Genomic DNA, 12,914 nt, shown 5'->3' on the forward strand with positions numbered 1-12,914 from the left:
CCGGCCGCGTCGGGGGCTCAAGCGCCGGCGGGATCGGGGTCCAGGAGCGCGACCGTGACGATCGCGCCGACGTTCTCCACCTGCCACGGGCGCGCGCCCCGCTCCGTCAGGAACGCGTCCACGGTCTCGGGGGTGATCGGGGCAGGCGGGGTCCAGCAGATCCGCCGGAGGGTGTCCGGGGTGAGGAGGTTCTCGGTGGGCATCCCCAGCTGCTCGGCCCGACGGGCGACGCGGGCCTTGGCCGTGCGCAGGCGGCGGTCCGCCACCGGGTCCCGGTCCTTCCAGGCCCGGGGTGGGGGCGGGCCGTCCCCGGTGCGGATCTGCGCCGCGGGGGCGTCGCCCCGCTCGGCGTCCTCGACGCCGGCCCGGATCGCGGCGATCCAGCGCGGGGCCTCGCGGCTCGCGGCGCGGCCGTGGAAGCCGGAGGTCTGGCGCAGGGCGGGGACGGTGCGCGGCTGGGCGGCCGCGGCGGCGACGATCGACCGGTCCGGGATGAGCCGGCCGGGGGCGACGTCGCGGTGGCGGGCGAGGTCCTCGCGGGCCTCCCACAGGCGCTTGAGGACCGCGCGCTGCACGGGGCGGCGCAGCGTCTGGGAGCCCGAGGTGCCGCGCCAGGGGTCCTTCTTCGGCGTGGGCGGCGGGGCCGTGCGCACGTGCTCGAACTCCTGCTCGGCCCACGCGAGCTTGCCGTCGGCCTCGAGGCGCGCGATCAGGGCCTCGCGCAGCGGGACGAGCAGCTCGACGTCGAGCGCCGCGTAGGTGAGCATCGCCTCGGGCAGCGGACGCACCGACCAGTCGGCGGCCGAATGCTCCTTGGCGAGGGTGACCCCCAGCAGCTCCTCCAGGACCGCGGCCAGGCCGACGCGCGGCAGGCCGGCCACCCGGGCCGCGAGCTCGGTGTCGAACAGCCGATCGGGGCGCAGCCCCTGCTCGGCCAGGCAGGGCAGGTCCTGGCTGGCCGCGTGCAGGATCCACTCGACGCCCGCGAGGGCCTCCTGCAGCGGGGCCAGCCCGTCGAGGGCCTCGGGATCGACGAGCCAGATGCCGGCGCCCTCGCGCTTGAGCTGGACGAGCATGGCCCGCTGGCCGTACCGGATCCCGGAGGCGCGCTCCGCGTCGACGGCGACCGGCCCGGTCCCCGCGGCGAGCGCCGCGGCGCAGGCCTCCAGACCCGCGCGGGTGTCGGTGAGCCGGGGGACTCCACCGGCCGGTGTGGCGATCAGCCGCGGGGGCGCGTCCGGGGCGGCCGTCTCGGGGGCGTCGGTCATGCTGCTCCTGTTCGGGGAGGTCGGGGCGGGGACGGGCCGGGGCCCGGTGTGACGGAGGCGCGGGCGCGCGGTCAGGGGCCGGCCGTGTGGACGTCCGCGGCGTGCTCGGGCGGCAGACCGGCGAACGCGCAGATCATGTCCGACCACGCCTCGAGATGCGAGCCGAGGTCCCGCGGGGCTGGGGTCCACGAGGCGCGCAGCTCGATGTCGGTGGTGTCCGGGGCCGCACTGAGCGTCCCGAAGCCCTCCGCGATGCTGCGCGTCGCGGTGCCGCCGGCGTGGGAGTGCTCGGCGTGGTGGCGCTCGAGCGCCTCCACGAGCCACGTCCACGCGACGGCGCCGGCCAGCTGGTCCAGTGCGACGTCCGGTTCCAGGCTCGCACGGATCCAGGTCACCGCCCGGAAGCCTCCCGGCCACCGGGCGTCCGGGGCCGGGTCGTGCAGGAGGACGAACCGCCCCGTGGCCAGCACGCCGCCGGTCGCGCCCGGCCCGTCGCACACGTCGGCGGCGAGGGCGACGGCGAAGGGCGCCTGCCCCTCGGGTGCCGGGATCTCCCGCAGCCGCACCTCGGTCCGTGGCCGCGCATCGCGCAGGTCCGCCAGGGCACGCCGGAACACCCCCGGCGGCACGGGCGCCTCGACCGCCCCGGGGGCGGCGGAGAGGCGACGGGGCCCGATCACGCTCATGCCCGTCAGCCTAGGCTGCGGGGCCCAGCGGGCCGCGGGGGCGCGCCGTGGACGCCACGGCGCTCCCGCACCGGATCAGCGCGCCCCGTCCGGGGCCGCCGCGTCGTCGGCGGGGGCCAGGCGCAGCGAGATCGAGTTGATGCAGTAGCGCAGGTCCGTGGGGGTGTCATAGCCCTCGCCCGCGAAGACGTGACCCATGTGGGAGCCGCACGCCGCGCACCGCACCTCGATCCGCTCCATGCCCAGGGTGGTGTCCTTCAGGTACTCCACCCGGTCCTCCGCGAGCGGTGCGAAGAACGAGGGCCAGCCGCAGTGCGCGTCGAACTTCTCGTCCGAGCGGAACAGCTCGGATCCGCACGCCCGGCACGCGTACACGCCCTTCACGTGCGAGTCCCAGTACTCGCCCGTGAAGGGCCGTTCCGTGCCGGCCCGGCGCAGCACCTGGAACTCCTCGGGCGTGAGCCGTCGGGCCCACTCCTCGTCCGTCAGGCGGGCGCCGCCCGGGGCGGCCAGGGTCTGCTCGGGAGCGGGGACGTCCCGCGCGGGGTCGGGGGTGGGGCCGTCATGGGGGGTGTGGGGAGTCTCGGTCATGCCCGGTGCAACGGTCCGGAGCGCCGTCGTGTTCCCGACCGGCGTCGCATTGGCGGGCGCGCCCGCCCGTGGAGGACAATGGCGCGCATGGCCGCACGACCCCGCCGTCCCCGTCCCCACCCCGCCGACCTGCCGCCCGCCCTGGCCGCCGCCGTCACCGTGGCAGCCCGGCGGGCCGGGAGCCGCGAGTCCCGCGTCCGCCGAGCGGGCCGCCTGGTCCGCCGCGGAGTCACCGGATCGGTGCGCGGCGGCGTGGCCGTGGCCTCCCCGGTGGCCCGCTGGGCCCCGCCCGTGCTCAGCGTCGCCGCGGCCTCCGCCTTCGTGCTGGCCGGGGCGAGCTCGGCGCTCGCGGGCGTGTTCGCCCGCACCGTGGTGACCCCCGTGCGCCGCCACGCCGAGTCCACGCCGATCCTCGCCGTCGTCGACACGCCCGCCGGGCAGGACGTGATCCTGCAGGCCGACGAGTACACCACCGTGCCCGGCCAGTACTCCCTCACGTTCGACGACGGCGCCGGATGCGCCCGCATCGGGGAGATCACCTCCTTCGACCCCCGGGACGGCACGGTGCAGCGCGCGGTCGAGGAGGTCTTCTCCGGCGATCTGACGACGGCGACCCGGGGCCGGTTCACCGGCTTCGTCTACCCGACCCCCGCCGACGCCGGGCTCGACGCCGAGGACGTGCAGGTGCCGGTGCCCGGCGGCCACGCCCGCGCATGGCGCATCGCGCCTTACCCCAGCGAGGACGGCGAACCCCGTCCTGCGGAGGGGCTGTGGGCGGTGATGGTCCACGGCCGCGGCGCGCGCCGCAACGAGGGCATCCGCGCCGTGCCGACCGCCCGCCGCCTGGGCATGACGTCGCTGCTGATCTCCTACCGCAACGACGGCGACGCCCCGGACGCCGCCGACGCCCGCTACGGGCTCGGCACCACCGAATGGGAGGACGTCGAGGCGGCCATCCGCTACGCCCTCGACCACGGCGCCCGGGACGTCGTCCTCTTCGGCTGGTCCATGGGCGGGGCCGTGGTGCTGCAGACCGTGGACCGCTCCGCGCTGGCCCCGCACGTGCGCGGCGTGGTCCTGACGGGCCCCGTCATCGACTGGGTGGACGTGCTGCGCCACCAGGCCCGGCTCAACCGGATCCCCGAAGCCGTGGGCCTGCTCGGCCAGTGGCTGCTGGCCAACCGGGCCGGCCGGTTCATCACGGGCCTGGCCGCCCCCGTGGACCTCAAGGCCCTGGACTGGGTGACCCGCGCCGACCACGTGCGTGTGCCCACGCTGATCCTGCACTCCGAGGACGATGAGTACGTGCCCGTCGGCCCCTCGCAGGACCTGGCCGAGCGCAACCCGGACCTGGTTCGGTTCGTCCGCTTCCACCAGGCCCGCCACACCCGGGAGCAGAACGTGGACCCGCGCAAGTGGGACACCGCCGTGCGCGGCTGGCTGCGCGCCGTGCTCAGCGCCCCCCGCCCCGGCGGCCGGGGGCGCTGACCGCGCTCAGGCGGCGGCGTCCGCCAGCCCCCGACGGCGCAGCAGCGGCTCGAGCTCGGCGTCCCGGCCGCGGAACGCACGGTAGGACTCCAGCAGGTCACGCGTGTCGCCCCGCGAGAGCAGCTCGTCCGCGAACCGGCGGCCGTTCTCCCGCGTCATCCCGCCGTGCTCGCGGAACCACTCCACGGCGTCCGCGTCCAGCACCTCGGCCCACACGTAGGAGTAGTACCCGGCCGCGTAGCCGCCGCCGAAGATGTGCTTGAAGTAGCCGGTGCCGTAGCGCGGGGGCACCAGGTCCGGGTCGATGCCCGCCTCGGTCAGCACCCGGCGCTCGAACGCGGCCGGGTCGGCCGTGGCGGCGTCCACCGTCTCCTCCGTCAGCGAGTGCCAGGCCCAGTCCACGAGCGTCGCACCCAGGTACTCGACCGTGCGGTGCCCCTCGCCCCACAGGTCCGCCGCCTCGAGCCGCTCCAGCGTCCCGGCCGGCAGCGGCTCGCCCGTCTCCACGTGCCGCGCATACGCGGCCAGCAGGGACGGCTCGCGCAGCCACACCTCATTGACCTGCGACGGGAATTCCACGACGTCGCGCGGCACGTTCGTCCCGGTGAGCGAGGCGTACTCGCCCCGAGCCAGCAGCCCGTGCAGGGCGTGGCCGAACTCGTGGAACAGCGTCGTGGTCTCATCCAGCGTCAGCAGGGCCGGACGCCCCGCCGCCGGGGCCGGCACATTCATCGTGGTGAACACCACCGGGCGCTCGCCCAGGGCGTCCGCCCTGTCCCGCACCGTGTGCATCCAGGCACCGCCGGACTTGGTCGGCCGCGCGAACAGGTCCGCGACGAACAGACCCACCCCGGCACCGTCCTCACCCGTCACCTCGAACACCCGGATCCCGGGGCGGTACAGGTGTCGCGCCAGCTCCGGGCGCTCGGCGAACGTGAGCCCGTACAGCGCGGTCGCCGCCGCGAACACGCCCTCCGTCAGCACCCGGTCCAGCTCGAAGTACGGGCGCAGGGCGTCCGCGTCCACCGCGAACTCCTCCCGCGCGTACCCCGCGGACAGCGCCGGCCAGTCCCACGGGGCCACCTCGGCGTCCGCCCGGCCCGCGTGTGCCGCCGCCGTCGCCGCGTCCGCCCGCGCATTGGCCATCGCCCGCGGCGCCATCGCGGCCAGCAGCTCCTCCACGGCCGCCGTCGACGGCGCCGCCCGGTCCTTCAGCGCCTGCTCGGCCCAGCTCTGCGCCCCCAGCAGCCGCGCCTTGCGCAGCCGCAGCCGCACCATCGCCATCGCCGTCGTCAGCGTCTCGTGCTCCCCGGACCCGCCCCGGCCCGTCGACGCCTCGAACACCTCGCGCCGCATCCCCTCGTCCTGCAGGGACGCCAGCCACGGCTGCGACGTGAACAGGGACAGCGTCAGCAGCCACGGGCCCGCCGCCGCGTCCCCGTCCCCGTGCCCCGCCTCGGCGGCCGCCCCCGCCGCCGCGGCCAGGTCGTCCTCGCTCAGACCGGCCAGGCGCTCGCGGTCCGTGACGAGCACGGCGCGGGCGGCGGTGTCCGCGACGAGGCGGCGCGTGTAGGCGGCCGAGAGGGACGCCAGCTCCGTGTTGATCCCGCGCAGCTCCTCGCGCGCGGCCTCGTCCAGGTCCGCCCCCGCCAGGGAGAGGCGCAGGCGCAGCGTCTCCAGCAGGCGGGCGTCCTCGCCCGTGAGGCCGCCGTCGTCGATCGAAGCGACGCGCGCCGCCAGCCGCGGGTCCAGCAGGATCGCGTCCTCGTGGGCCGCGAGCTCGGGGGAGAGCTCCTCGGCCAGGGCCTGCCGCGCATCCGTGCCGTCCGAGCCGACGAGCGTGAAGAACATCGCGGCGGAGCGGCGCAGCAGCTGGCCGGACAGCTCGAGCGCACGGACGGTGTTCTCGAAGGTCGGCGCCGTGGCCGCCCCGAGGATCTGGTCGACCTCGGCGCGCTGGGCCGCCATCCCCGCGCGCACGGCCTCGGCCAGCTGCGCGTCGGAGACGGCGGAGAAGTCGGGCAGCCCGTAGGGCAGGTCGGAGGGGGTCGCCAGCGGGTGGTCGGCGGGCAGGACGGAGGGCGCGGAGGTGTGGGTCATGGGCGCGAGTGTAGTCAGCCGTGATCCGCGCCACCCCACCGGGCGTCGCTAGACTGGGCGGTCGAGCCAGCAGACGAGATCCAGACCTGAGGAGGCGTGATGGCAGGACATTCCAAGTGGGCGACCACCAAGCACAAGAAGGCCGTCATCGACGCGCGGCGCGCCAAGGCGTTCGCGAAGTACATCAAGAACATCGAGGTCGCGGCACGTGCCGGCGGACCCGACGTCGCCGGCAACCCCGCCCTCGACCTGGCCGTGTCCAAGGCCAAGAAGGCCTCGGTGCCCAACGACAACATCGACCGCGCCGTCAAGCGCGGCGCCGGCCTCACCGGCGAGGTCATCGACTACGCCGAGATCATGTACGAGGTCCGCGGCCCCCAGGGCTCGGCGCTGCTGGTCGAGTGCCTGACCGACAACAAGAACCGCGCCGCCGCGGACGTGCGCGCGGCCGTCACCCGCAACGGCGGCACCATGGCCGACTCCGGCTCCGTCTCCTTCCTCTTCGAGCGCAAGGGCCTCGTGCGCCTGCCCGCCGAGGGCAACACCGAGGACGGCCTGCTCGAGGCCGTGCTCGAGGGCGGCGCCGACGCCGAGGAGGTCGTCGTCTCCGGCGACTCCTTCGAGATCCTCTCGGACCCCTCCGACCTGCAGTCCGTGGCCAAGGCCCTCGACGAGGCGGGCGTGGAGTACGAGTCCGACGAGCTCGAGTTCGTCCCCACCATGAAGGTGGACCTGGACGCGTCGGGCGCCCGCACCTTCCTGAAGCTGGCCGATGCCCTCGAGGACCTCGACGACGTCCAGAACGTCTTCTCGAACGTGGACATCGCCCCCGAGGTCCTCGCCGAGCTCGACGAGGACTGATCGCGCTGAGCGCGCGCCGGCCCGCCGACGTCGTCCGGATCCTCGGGGTGGACCCGGGGCTCACCCGCTGCGGGATCGCCGTGGTGGACGTGGACGCGCGACGGCGGGCCGCGCTCGTCCACGTCGAGGTCACGGGCACCCCGCCCACCGCCCCCCTGGACCAGCGCCTCCTGCGCATCGACGAGGCCGTCTCCGCGGTCCTCGCCGCGCACCGGCCCGATCGCGCCGCCGTCGAGCGCATGTTCGCGAACACGAACACGCCGACCGTGCTGGGCACGGCCCAGGCCGCGGGCGTGGCGATCGCCGCGGCCGCGCGCGCCGGCGTCCCCGTGGGCCTGCACACCCCCTCCGAGGTCAAGGCCGCCGTCACCGGACACGGCGATGCGGGCAAGGAGCAGGTCACCACGATGGTCACCCGGATCCTCCGCCTCGACGCCCCGCCGCGCCCGGCCGACGCGGCCGACGCCCTCGCCCTGGCCATCGCCCACGGCTGGCGCGGCACCGCCCTCGGCGCGGCCGCCGGCCAGACCGGCCTCGACACCGCAGACCTCGCCTCCCGGGCGGGGCGCTCGCAGTTCGCCGCCAAGGCGCCCGCGCGCGCCCGCCCGCGGGGCCAGCTCACCGCCGCGCAGCGGGCCTGGCTCGACGCCGAGCGCTCGGCGGGCGGCGGGCGTCGCCGGTAGGCCGCTGCCGGGCCGGCGTTCGATGATATGTTCGAATCCGCGCCGACCGGCGTCCGTCCGTCCCGACAGGAGGGCCCCTCATGATCGCCTCGCTCAGCGGCACCGTGGAGCACGTGGCCCTCGACCGGGCGGTCATCGCCGTCGGCGGCCTGGGCGTGCAGTTCTCCGCCACCCCGCAGACGCTGTCCACGCTGCACGAGGGCCGGCCGGGAACGGTGCAGACCCACCTCGTGGTCAAGGAGGACGCCCTGACCCTCTACGGCTTCGCGGACCGTGACGAGCGCGAGGTGTTCGAGGTGCTCATCACGGCCAACGGCGTGGGTCCCCGGCTCGCCCTGGCGATCCTCTCGGTCCACCACCCCGAGACCGTGCGCCGGGCGGTCACCGAGGAGGACGAGAAGACCCTCACCCGCGTGCCCGGCATCGGGCCGAAGATGGCGCGCAAGATCATCGTCGAGCTCTCCGGCCGCCTCGCGCCCACCGGGGAGCCGGTGCCCGAGGCGGAGGCCGAGGCGAGCGCCGAGCCGACCGTCGAGACGGTCTGGCACGCCGACGTCGTGCAGGCGATGGCCGGCCTGGGCTGGTCCGAGAAGGAGGCGCTCAAGGCCGTCGAGGCCACCGTGGCGGCCCGCCCGGAGCTGGACGAGGGCCGCGACGTCGCCGCGCTGCTGCGCGCCACCCTGCGCGACGTCGGCATGGCCGGCGCGGTGCGAGGCGGGCGATGAGCGCGGAGTCCTCACCGCTGTCCGCGGCGGCCGTCGACCCGGAGGAGCGCCGGCTCGAGGCCGCGCTGCGCCCCAAGCACCTGGACGAGTTCGTGGGCCAGATGCGGGTGCGCGAGCAGCTGGACCTCATGCTCGCCTCCGCCCGGCTGCGGGACCGCGCCGCGGACCACGTCCTGCTGTCCGGTCCGCCCGGGCTCGGCAAGACCACGCTGGCGATGATCGTGGCCGCGGAGATGAACGCCCCCCTGCGGCTGTCCTCCGGCCCCGCGATCCAGCATGCGGGCGACCTCGCGGCCATCCTGTCCTCGCTCACCGAGGGTGAGGTGCTCTTCCTCGACGAGATCCACCGGATGTCCCGCCCGGCCGAGGAGATGCTCTACATGGCCATGGAGGACTTCCGGGTGGACATCGTGGTGGGCAAGGGCGCCGGCGCCACCTCGATCCCGCTCGAGCTGCCGCCCTTCACGCTCGTGGGCGCCACCACGCGGGCCGGCCTCCTGCCGGGGCCGCTGCGCGACCGTTTCGGCTTCACGGGTCACCTGGACTTCTACACCGAGGAGGAGCTCGAGCGCGTCCTGCGCCGCTCCGCCCTGCTGCTGGACATGCGGCTGGCCACGGAGGGGTACCGGCAGATCGCCCGGCGCTCGCGCGGCACCCCGCGCATCGCCAACCGGCTGCTGCGCCGGGTGCGGGACTGGGCGCTCGTGAAGGGGCTGGCCGAGGTCGGCGCGCACGACGCCGCCGCCGCCCTGGACATGTACGACGTCGACGGGCGCGGCCTGGACCGGCTCGACCGGTCCGTCCTCACCGCCCTGTGCACCACGTTCGGCGGCGGGCCCGTGGGGCTCAGCACGCTGGCCACCGCCGTGGGGGAGGAGGCCGAGACCGTGGAGACCGTGGCCGAGCCCTTCCTCATCCGCGAGGGCATGGTGGCGCGCACCCCCCGTGGCCGCGTCGCGCTGCCGGGGGCCTGGGAGCACCTGGGCCTCGCCGCTCCGGAGGCCACGCCGGGGCCGTGACGCCCAGGGCGGGCCCCTACACTGGACAGGCCCGCCCACCCCGAGCTTCAGGAGTCCCCCATGCCCGTCGCCGCCGCAGCGACCCTGCCCGTGATCGCCCAGCAGGCCCAGGGGGGTGGCGGCAGCATGCTCATGCTCATCGCCTTCGCCCTGCTCGCGGTGATGCTCTTCCTCTCCTTCCGCAAGGGCAAGAAGATGCAGCAGCAGCAGGCGCAGATGCGCAGCACCCTCGCCCCGGGCGTCGAGGTCATGACCGGCGCCGGCATCTTCGGCACCGTCGTGGCCGTGGACGCCGAGGCCCAGCGGGTGACGCTGGAGACCGCCCCGGGCACGCGCATGGACGTGCACCTGCAGGGCATCACCACCGTCGTGGAGCCCGAGACGGCCGCCGCGGCCGCCGCGCCCACCACGGACCCGTCGCGTCGGGATGACGCCCCCGGCACCGAGTACCGCGCCGACGACGCCGACCCGCGTCCGCGCCGCGACGACCTGGCCTGAGGCCCACCCACCCCTGCACACGCGGCCCCGCCTGGCGGGGCCGCTCGGATGTGACGGAAGCACCTGAGCAATGGCGAAGAGAACACCCTCCGGCTCCGCCGGGCGCACCCTGACCTGGCTGGCCGCCCTCCTCGTGGTCCTGGCCGCGATCCTCGGCGGGGGCGTGGCCTCCGGCGCGGCCTCCTGGGCTCCCAAGCTCGCCCTCGACCTCGAGGGCGGCACGCAGATGGTGCTGGCCCCCGAGACCTCGACGGGCGAGTCCGTCACCCCCGAGCAGCTGGACCAGGCCGTGGAGATCATCCGCCAGCGTGTGGACGGCTCCGGCGTGGCCGAGGCGGAGGTCGCCACGCAGGGCTCCCAGAACGTGGTCGTCTCCCTGCCCGGGGTCCCGGACGAGGAGACCCGCCGCCTGATCCAGGCGTCCGCGGACATGCAGTTCCGCCCCGTGCTGCAGTCCGGCCCGGGGGAGGCCACCCCCGAGGACCAGCGCCTGCCCGAAGACCAGCTGCCGAAGCCCGACGGGGAGCCGGCGGACGCCTACGACCCGAACTGGGTCACCCCGGCCCTGCTGGCCGAGTTCCAGGCCACGGACTGCACCGCCCCGCGGGACCCGGCCGCGCCCCCGCCGCCGTCCGACCGGGCGATCGTCGCCTGCCAGCCCTCCGAGGAGCTCGCCGACGGCGCCGTCACGCCGGCCCAGAAGTACATCCTGGGCCCCGTGGTCATCCCGGGCACCCAGATCAAGGGCGCGTCCAACGGCATGGCCCAGGCCCAGGGCGGCGTCTCCACCAACCAGTGGGTCGTCAACATCGAGTTCGACGAGGAGGGCACCAAGGCCTTCACGGAGGTCACCCAGAAGCTCACCCCGTACCCCGAGGGCGACCCGCGCAAGCAGTTCGCGATCCTGCTGGACGGGGACGTGATCTCCGCGCCGCAGTCCAACGTGGTCATCACCAACGGCAGCGCGCAGATCAGCGGCCCCACCCTGAACGAGCAGACGACGGCGCAGTTGGCCGAGCAGCTCAACTACGGCTCCCTGCCGATCTCCTTCTCGATCGAGTCCGAGCAGCAGATCTCCGCCACGCTCGGCCGGGACCAGCTCTTCTGGGGCCTGATCGCCGGCCTGATCGGCCTCGGCCTCGTGGCCGTGTACCAGTTCTTCCAGTATCGGGCCCTGGGCCTGCTGACCTTCGCCTCGATCATCGTGGCGGGCGTGCTGACGTGGCTGACCATCGCGATCCTGGGCTGGACGGACAACTACCGCCTGTCCCTCGCGGGCATCGCCGGGCTCATCGTGGCGATCGGTCTGACGGCGGACTCGTTCATCGTCTACTTCGAACGCATCAAGGACGAGCTGCGCGCGGGCCACACCGTGCCCGTCGCCGTGCACGAGGGCTGGAAGCGCGCCCGGCGGACGATCACCGCGTCCAAGGCCGTGAACCTGCTGGCCGCCGTCGTGCTGTACTTCGTGGCCGTCGGCAACGTGCGCGGCTTCGCGTTCACCCTCGGCCTCACCGCGATCGCCGACCTGATCGTGGTGTTCATGTTCACCCACCCGCTCATGGTGCTGTTGGCCCAGACCCGCTTCGTGGGCGAGGGACACCCGATGTCCGGACTGGACCCGTCGCTGTTGGGCGGGCCGTCCCTGTACCAGGGCGCCGGGCGCTTCCGCGAGCCCGCCACTGCCCCCCGCACCGGGCTCCCGGCGGAGCCCTCCGACGAGCCGGCCGACGCCGACGACGCGGCGGCCGCCGACGCCCCGCGCCCGCTCGCCGCGACGGGCGCCCCCCGCGCGGGCACGTCCGCCCGGGGCGGCCGCCGCTCGCGCACCGCGCCGCCCATGACGATCGCCGAGCGACGCCGCGCCGAGCGCCGCCGCCAGGAGGAGGACCAGTGAACCGCTTCGCCGACTGGGGCAACGCCCTCTACTCGGGCCGCATCTCCTACCCGTTCATCCAGCGCTGGCGGTGGTGGTTCGCCCTCGCCGCCCTGCTGCTCGTCCTCGCCGGCGGCCTGACCGCCCTGCGCGGCGGCTTCAACCTCGGCATCGAGTTCCGGGGCGGCTCCGAGTTCACCGTCTCGCAGACGGCCTCCACCGACGTGGCCGCGGGCGAGCGCGCCGTGACCGACGTGCTGGCCGACGGCCACGCCACCGTCACGAACGTCGCCCCAAGCACCGTGCGCGTCCAGACCGAGCAGCTCGACGACGCCCAGACCCGAGCCGTGGCCGCGAACCTGCAGGAGGCCTACGGCGTCGGCCAGGACCAGGTGACCTCGACCTTCGTGGGGCCGACCTGGGGCGCCGCGGTGTCGCAGCAGGCCCTGATCGGCCTGGTGATCTTCGTGGTGCTCGTGACCCTGTTCATGGCCGTGTACTTCCGCACCTGGAAGATGTCCCTGGCCGCCGTGCTCGGCATGCTCTACGTGGTCGCGCTGACCGCCGGCATCTACGGCGCCACCGGCTTCGAGATCACGCCGTCGGCCATCATCGGCTTCCTCACGATCCTGTCGTACGCGCTCTACGACACCGTGGTGGTCTTCGACAAGATCCGCGAGAACACGATCGGGGCCGAGGAGGACCCGGAGCGCTCCTTCGTCGAGAACGTGAACCTCGCGGTGAACCAGACGCTCGTCCGGTCCATCACGACCTCCGTCGTCGGCATCCTGCCGGTCGGCTCGATCCTGTTCATCGGCGCGGGGCTGCTCGGTGCCGGCACGCTGCGGGACATCGCGCTCGCGCTGTTCGTGGGCATCATCGTGGGCACCCTGTCCACCCTGTTCCTCCAGGCGCCGCTGTACGCCCTGCTGCGCCGCAACGACCCGGACGTGCGCGACCACGACGCCCGGGCCGCGGCCCGCGCCGCCCGGGAGCGTGCCTCAGAGGCGGTCACCGATCCCGACGTCGCCCCCTGGGACGACGGCGCACGGCTCTGACGGAGCCGCTGCGGCCCCGGTGGTCTTCCTGGGGCGGGGTGGGACGGGCGCGGGTAGACTC

12 protein-coding genes are annotated in these 12,914 nt (G+C 75.0%); 8 read left to right on the top strand and 4 right to left on the bottom strand.

Features of this window, described 5'->3' with window-relative positions; translation table 11 throughout:
• Positions 1 to 17: 17 nt before the first annotated feature.
• From ABIB16_RS02600 to msrB, 3 genes are all read right to left on the bottom strand, one after another.
• Complete coding sequence (locus ABIB16_RS02600; RefSeq protein WP_069941680.1) at positions 18 to 1,268, bottom strand: ribonuclease D; 1,251 nt, start codon at positions 1,266 to 1,268, stop codon at positions 18 to 20.
• A 71-nt stretch (positions 1,269 to 1,339) separates the two neighbouring features.
• On the bottom strand, positions 1,340 to 1,954 hold the full coding sequence (locus ABIB16_RS02605) for a DUF3000 domain-containing protein (RefSeq protein ID WP_078025483.1): 615 nt from the start codon (positions 1,952 to 1,954) through the stop codon (positions 1,340 to 1,342).
• Positions 1,955 to 2,029: 75 nt separating this feature from the next.
• Entirely contained in the window at positions 2,030 to 2,545 is a 516-nt protein-coding gene (gene msrB, locus ABIB16_RS02610) for a peptide-methionine (R)-S-oxide reductase MsrB (protein ID WP_020627848.1), read from the bottom strand.
• 87 nt (positions 2,546 to 2,632) lie between these two features.
• Between msrB and ABIB16_RS02615 the strand changes: the two genes are divergently transcribed.
• Positions 2,633 to 4,033 carry an alpha/beta hydrolase family protein gene (locus ABIB16_RS02615; protein ID WP_134416475.1) on the top strand — a complete coding sequence of 467 codons (1,401 nt, stop codon included), beginning with the start codon at positions 2,633 to 2,635 and terminating at the stop codon, positions 4,031 to 4,033.
• 6 nt (positions 4,034 to 4,039) lie between these two features.
• On the opposite strand, the gene ABIB16_RS02620 is transcribed toward ABIB16_RS02615, so the two are convergent.
• Positions 4,040 to 6,133, bottom strand: coding sequence for a M3 family metallopeptidase (locus ABIB16_RS02620; RefSeq protein ID WP_134416477.1), 2,094 nt, complete (start codon positions 6,131 to 6,133; stop codon positions 4,040 to 4,042).
• Between the two features lie 99 nt (positions 6,134 to 6,232).
• Between ABIB16_RS02620 and ABIB16_RS02625 the strand changes: the two genes are divergently transcribed.
• The 7 genes from ABIB16_RS02625 (at position 6,233) to secF (ending at position 12,853) form a co-directional block, all read left to right on the top strand.
• Positions 6,233 to 6,994 carry a YebC/PmpR family DNA-binding transcriptional regulator gene (locus ABIB16_RS02625; protein WP_036317934.1) on the top strand — a complete coding sequence of 254 codons (762 nt, stop codon included), beginning with the start codon at positions 6,233 to 6,235 and terminating at the stop codon, positions 6,992 to 6,994.
• A 47-nt stretch (positions 6,995 to 7,041) separates the two neighbouring features.
• A complete protein-coding gene (gene ruvC / locus ABIB16_RS02630) occupies positions 7,042 to 7,677 on the top strand; it encodes a crossover junction endodeoxyribonuclease RuvC (RefSeq protein ID WP_036317938.1) in 636 nt (211 codons plus the stop codon).
• Between the two features lie 80 nt (positions 7,678 to 7,757).
• Positions 7,758 to 8,402 (top strand): Holliday junction branch migration protein RuvA, encoded by a 645-nt coding sequence (gene ruvA, locus ABIB16_RS02635; RefSeq protein ID WP_134416479.1) that lies wholly within the window; start codon positions 7,758 to 7,760, stop codon positions 8,400 to 8,402.
• The gene (gene ruvB / locus ABIB16_RS02640) at positions 8,399 to 9,421 is read left to right on the top strand and encodes a Holliday junction branch migration DNA helicase RuvB (protein ID WP_115166198.1); all 1,023 of its coding nucleotides are present in this window, start codon (positions 8,399 to 8,401) and stop codon (positions 9,419 to 9,421) included. Before ruvA ends, ruvB begins: the two co-directional genes overlap by 4 nt.
• A gap of 60 nt (positions 9,422 to 9,481) precedes the next feature.
• On the top strand, positions 9,482 to 9,919 hold the full coding sequence (yajC, locus tag ABIB16_RS02645; RefSeq protein ID WP_123244393.1) for a preprotein translocase subunit YajC: 438 nt from the start codon (positions 9,482 to 9,484) through the stop codon (positions 9,917 to 9,919).
• A gap of 70 nt (positions 9,920 to 9,989) precedes the next feature.
• Entirely contained in the window at positions 9,990 to 11,816 is a 1,827-nt protein-coding gene (gene secD, locus ABIB16_RS02650) for a protein translocase subunit SecD (protein WP_354436038.1), read from the top strand.
• Positions 11,813 to 12,853, top strand: coding sequence for a protein translocase subunit SecF (secF, locus tag ABIB16_RS02655; protein WP_134416481.1), 1,041 nt, complete (start codon positions 11,813 to 11,815; stop codon positions 12,851 to 12,853). The genes secD and secF overlap by 4 nt, the downstream gene beginning before the upstream one ends.
• Positions 12,854 to 12,914 lie beyond the last annotated feature (61 nt).

The organism is Micrococcus sp. UYEF5, from assembly GCF_040546065.1.
Taxonomy (GTDB): domain Bacteria; phylum Actinomycetota; class Actinomycetes; order Actinomycetales; family Micrococcaceae; genus Micrococcus; species Micrococcus luteus.

Coding starts and splice junctions, on each gene's coding strand:
- ABIB16_RS02600 (WP_069941680.1), bottom strand. CDS start 1,268: ATGACCGACGCCCCCGAGACGGCCGCCCCGGACGCGCCCCCGCGGCTG.
- ABIB16_RS02605 (WP_078025483.1), bottom strand. CDS start 1,954: ATGAGCGTGATCGGGCCCCGTCGCCTCTCCGCCGCCCCCGGGGCGGTC.
- msrB (WP_020627848.1), bottom strand. CDS start 2,545: ATGACCGAGACTCCCCACACCCCCCATGACGGCCCCACCCCCGACCCC.
- ABIB16_RS02615 (WP_134416475.1), top strand. CDS start 2,633: ATGGCCGCACGACCCCGCCGTCCCCGTCCCCACCCCGCCGACCTGCCG.
- ABIB16_RS02620 (WP_134416477.1), bottom strand. CDS start 6,133: ATGACCCACACCTCCGCGCCCTCCGTCCTGCCCGCCGACCACCCGCTG.
- ABIB16_RS02625 (WP_036317934.1), top strand. CDS start 6,233: ATGGCAGGACATTCCAAGTGGGCGACCACCAAGCACAAGAAGGCCGTC.
- ruvA (WP_134416479.1), top strand. CDS start 7,758: ATGATCGCCTCGCTCAGCGGCACCGTGGAGCACGTGGCCCTCGACCGG.
- ruvB (WP_115166198.1), top strand. CDS start 8,399: ATGAGCGCGGAGTCCTCACCGCTGTCCGCGGCGGCCGTCGACCCGGAG.
- yajC (WP_123244393.1), top strand. CDS start 9,482: ATGCCCGTCGCCGCCGCAGCGACCCTGCCCGTGATCGCCCAGCAGGCC.
- secD (WP_354436038.1), top strand. CDS start 9,990: ATGGCGAAGAGAACACCCTCCGGCTCCGCCGGGCGCACCCTGACCTGG.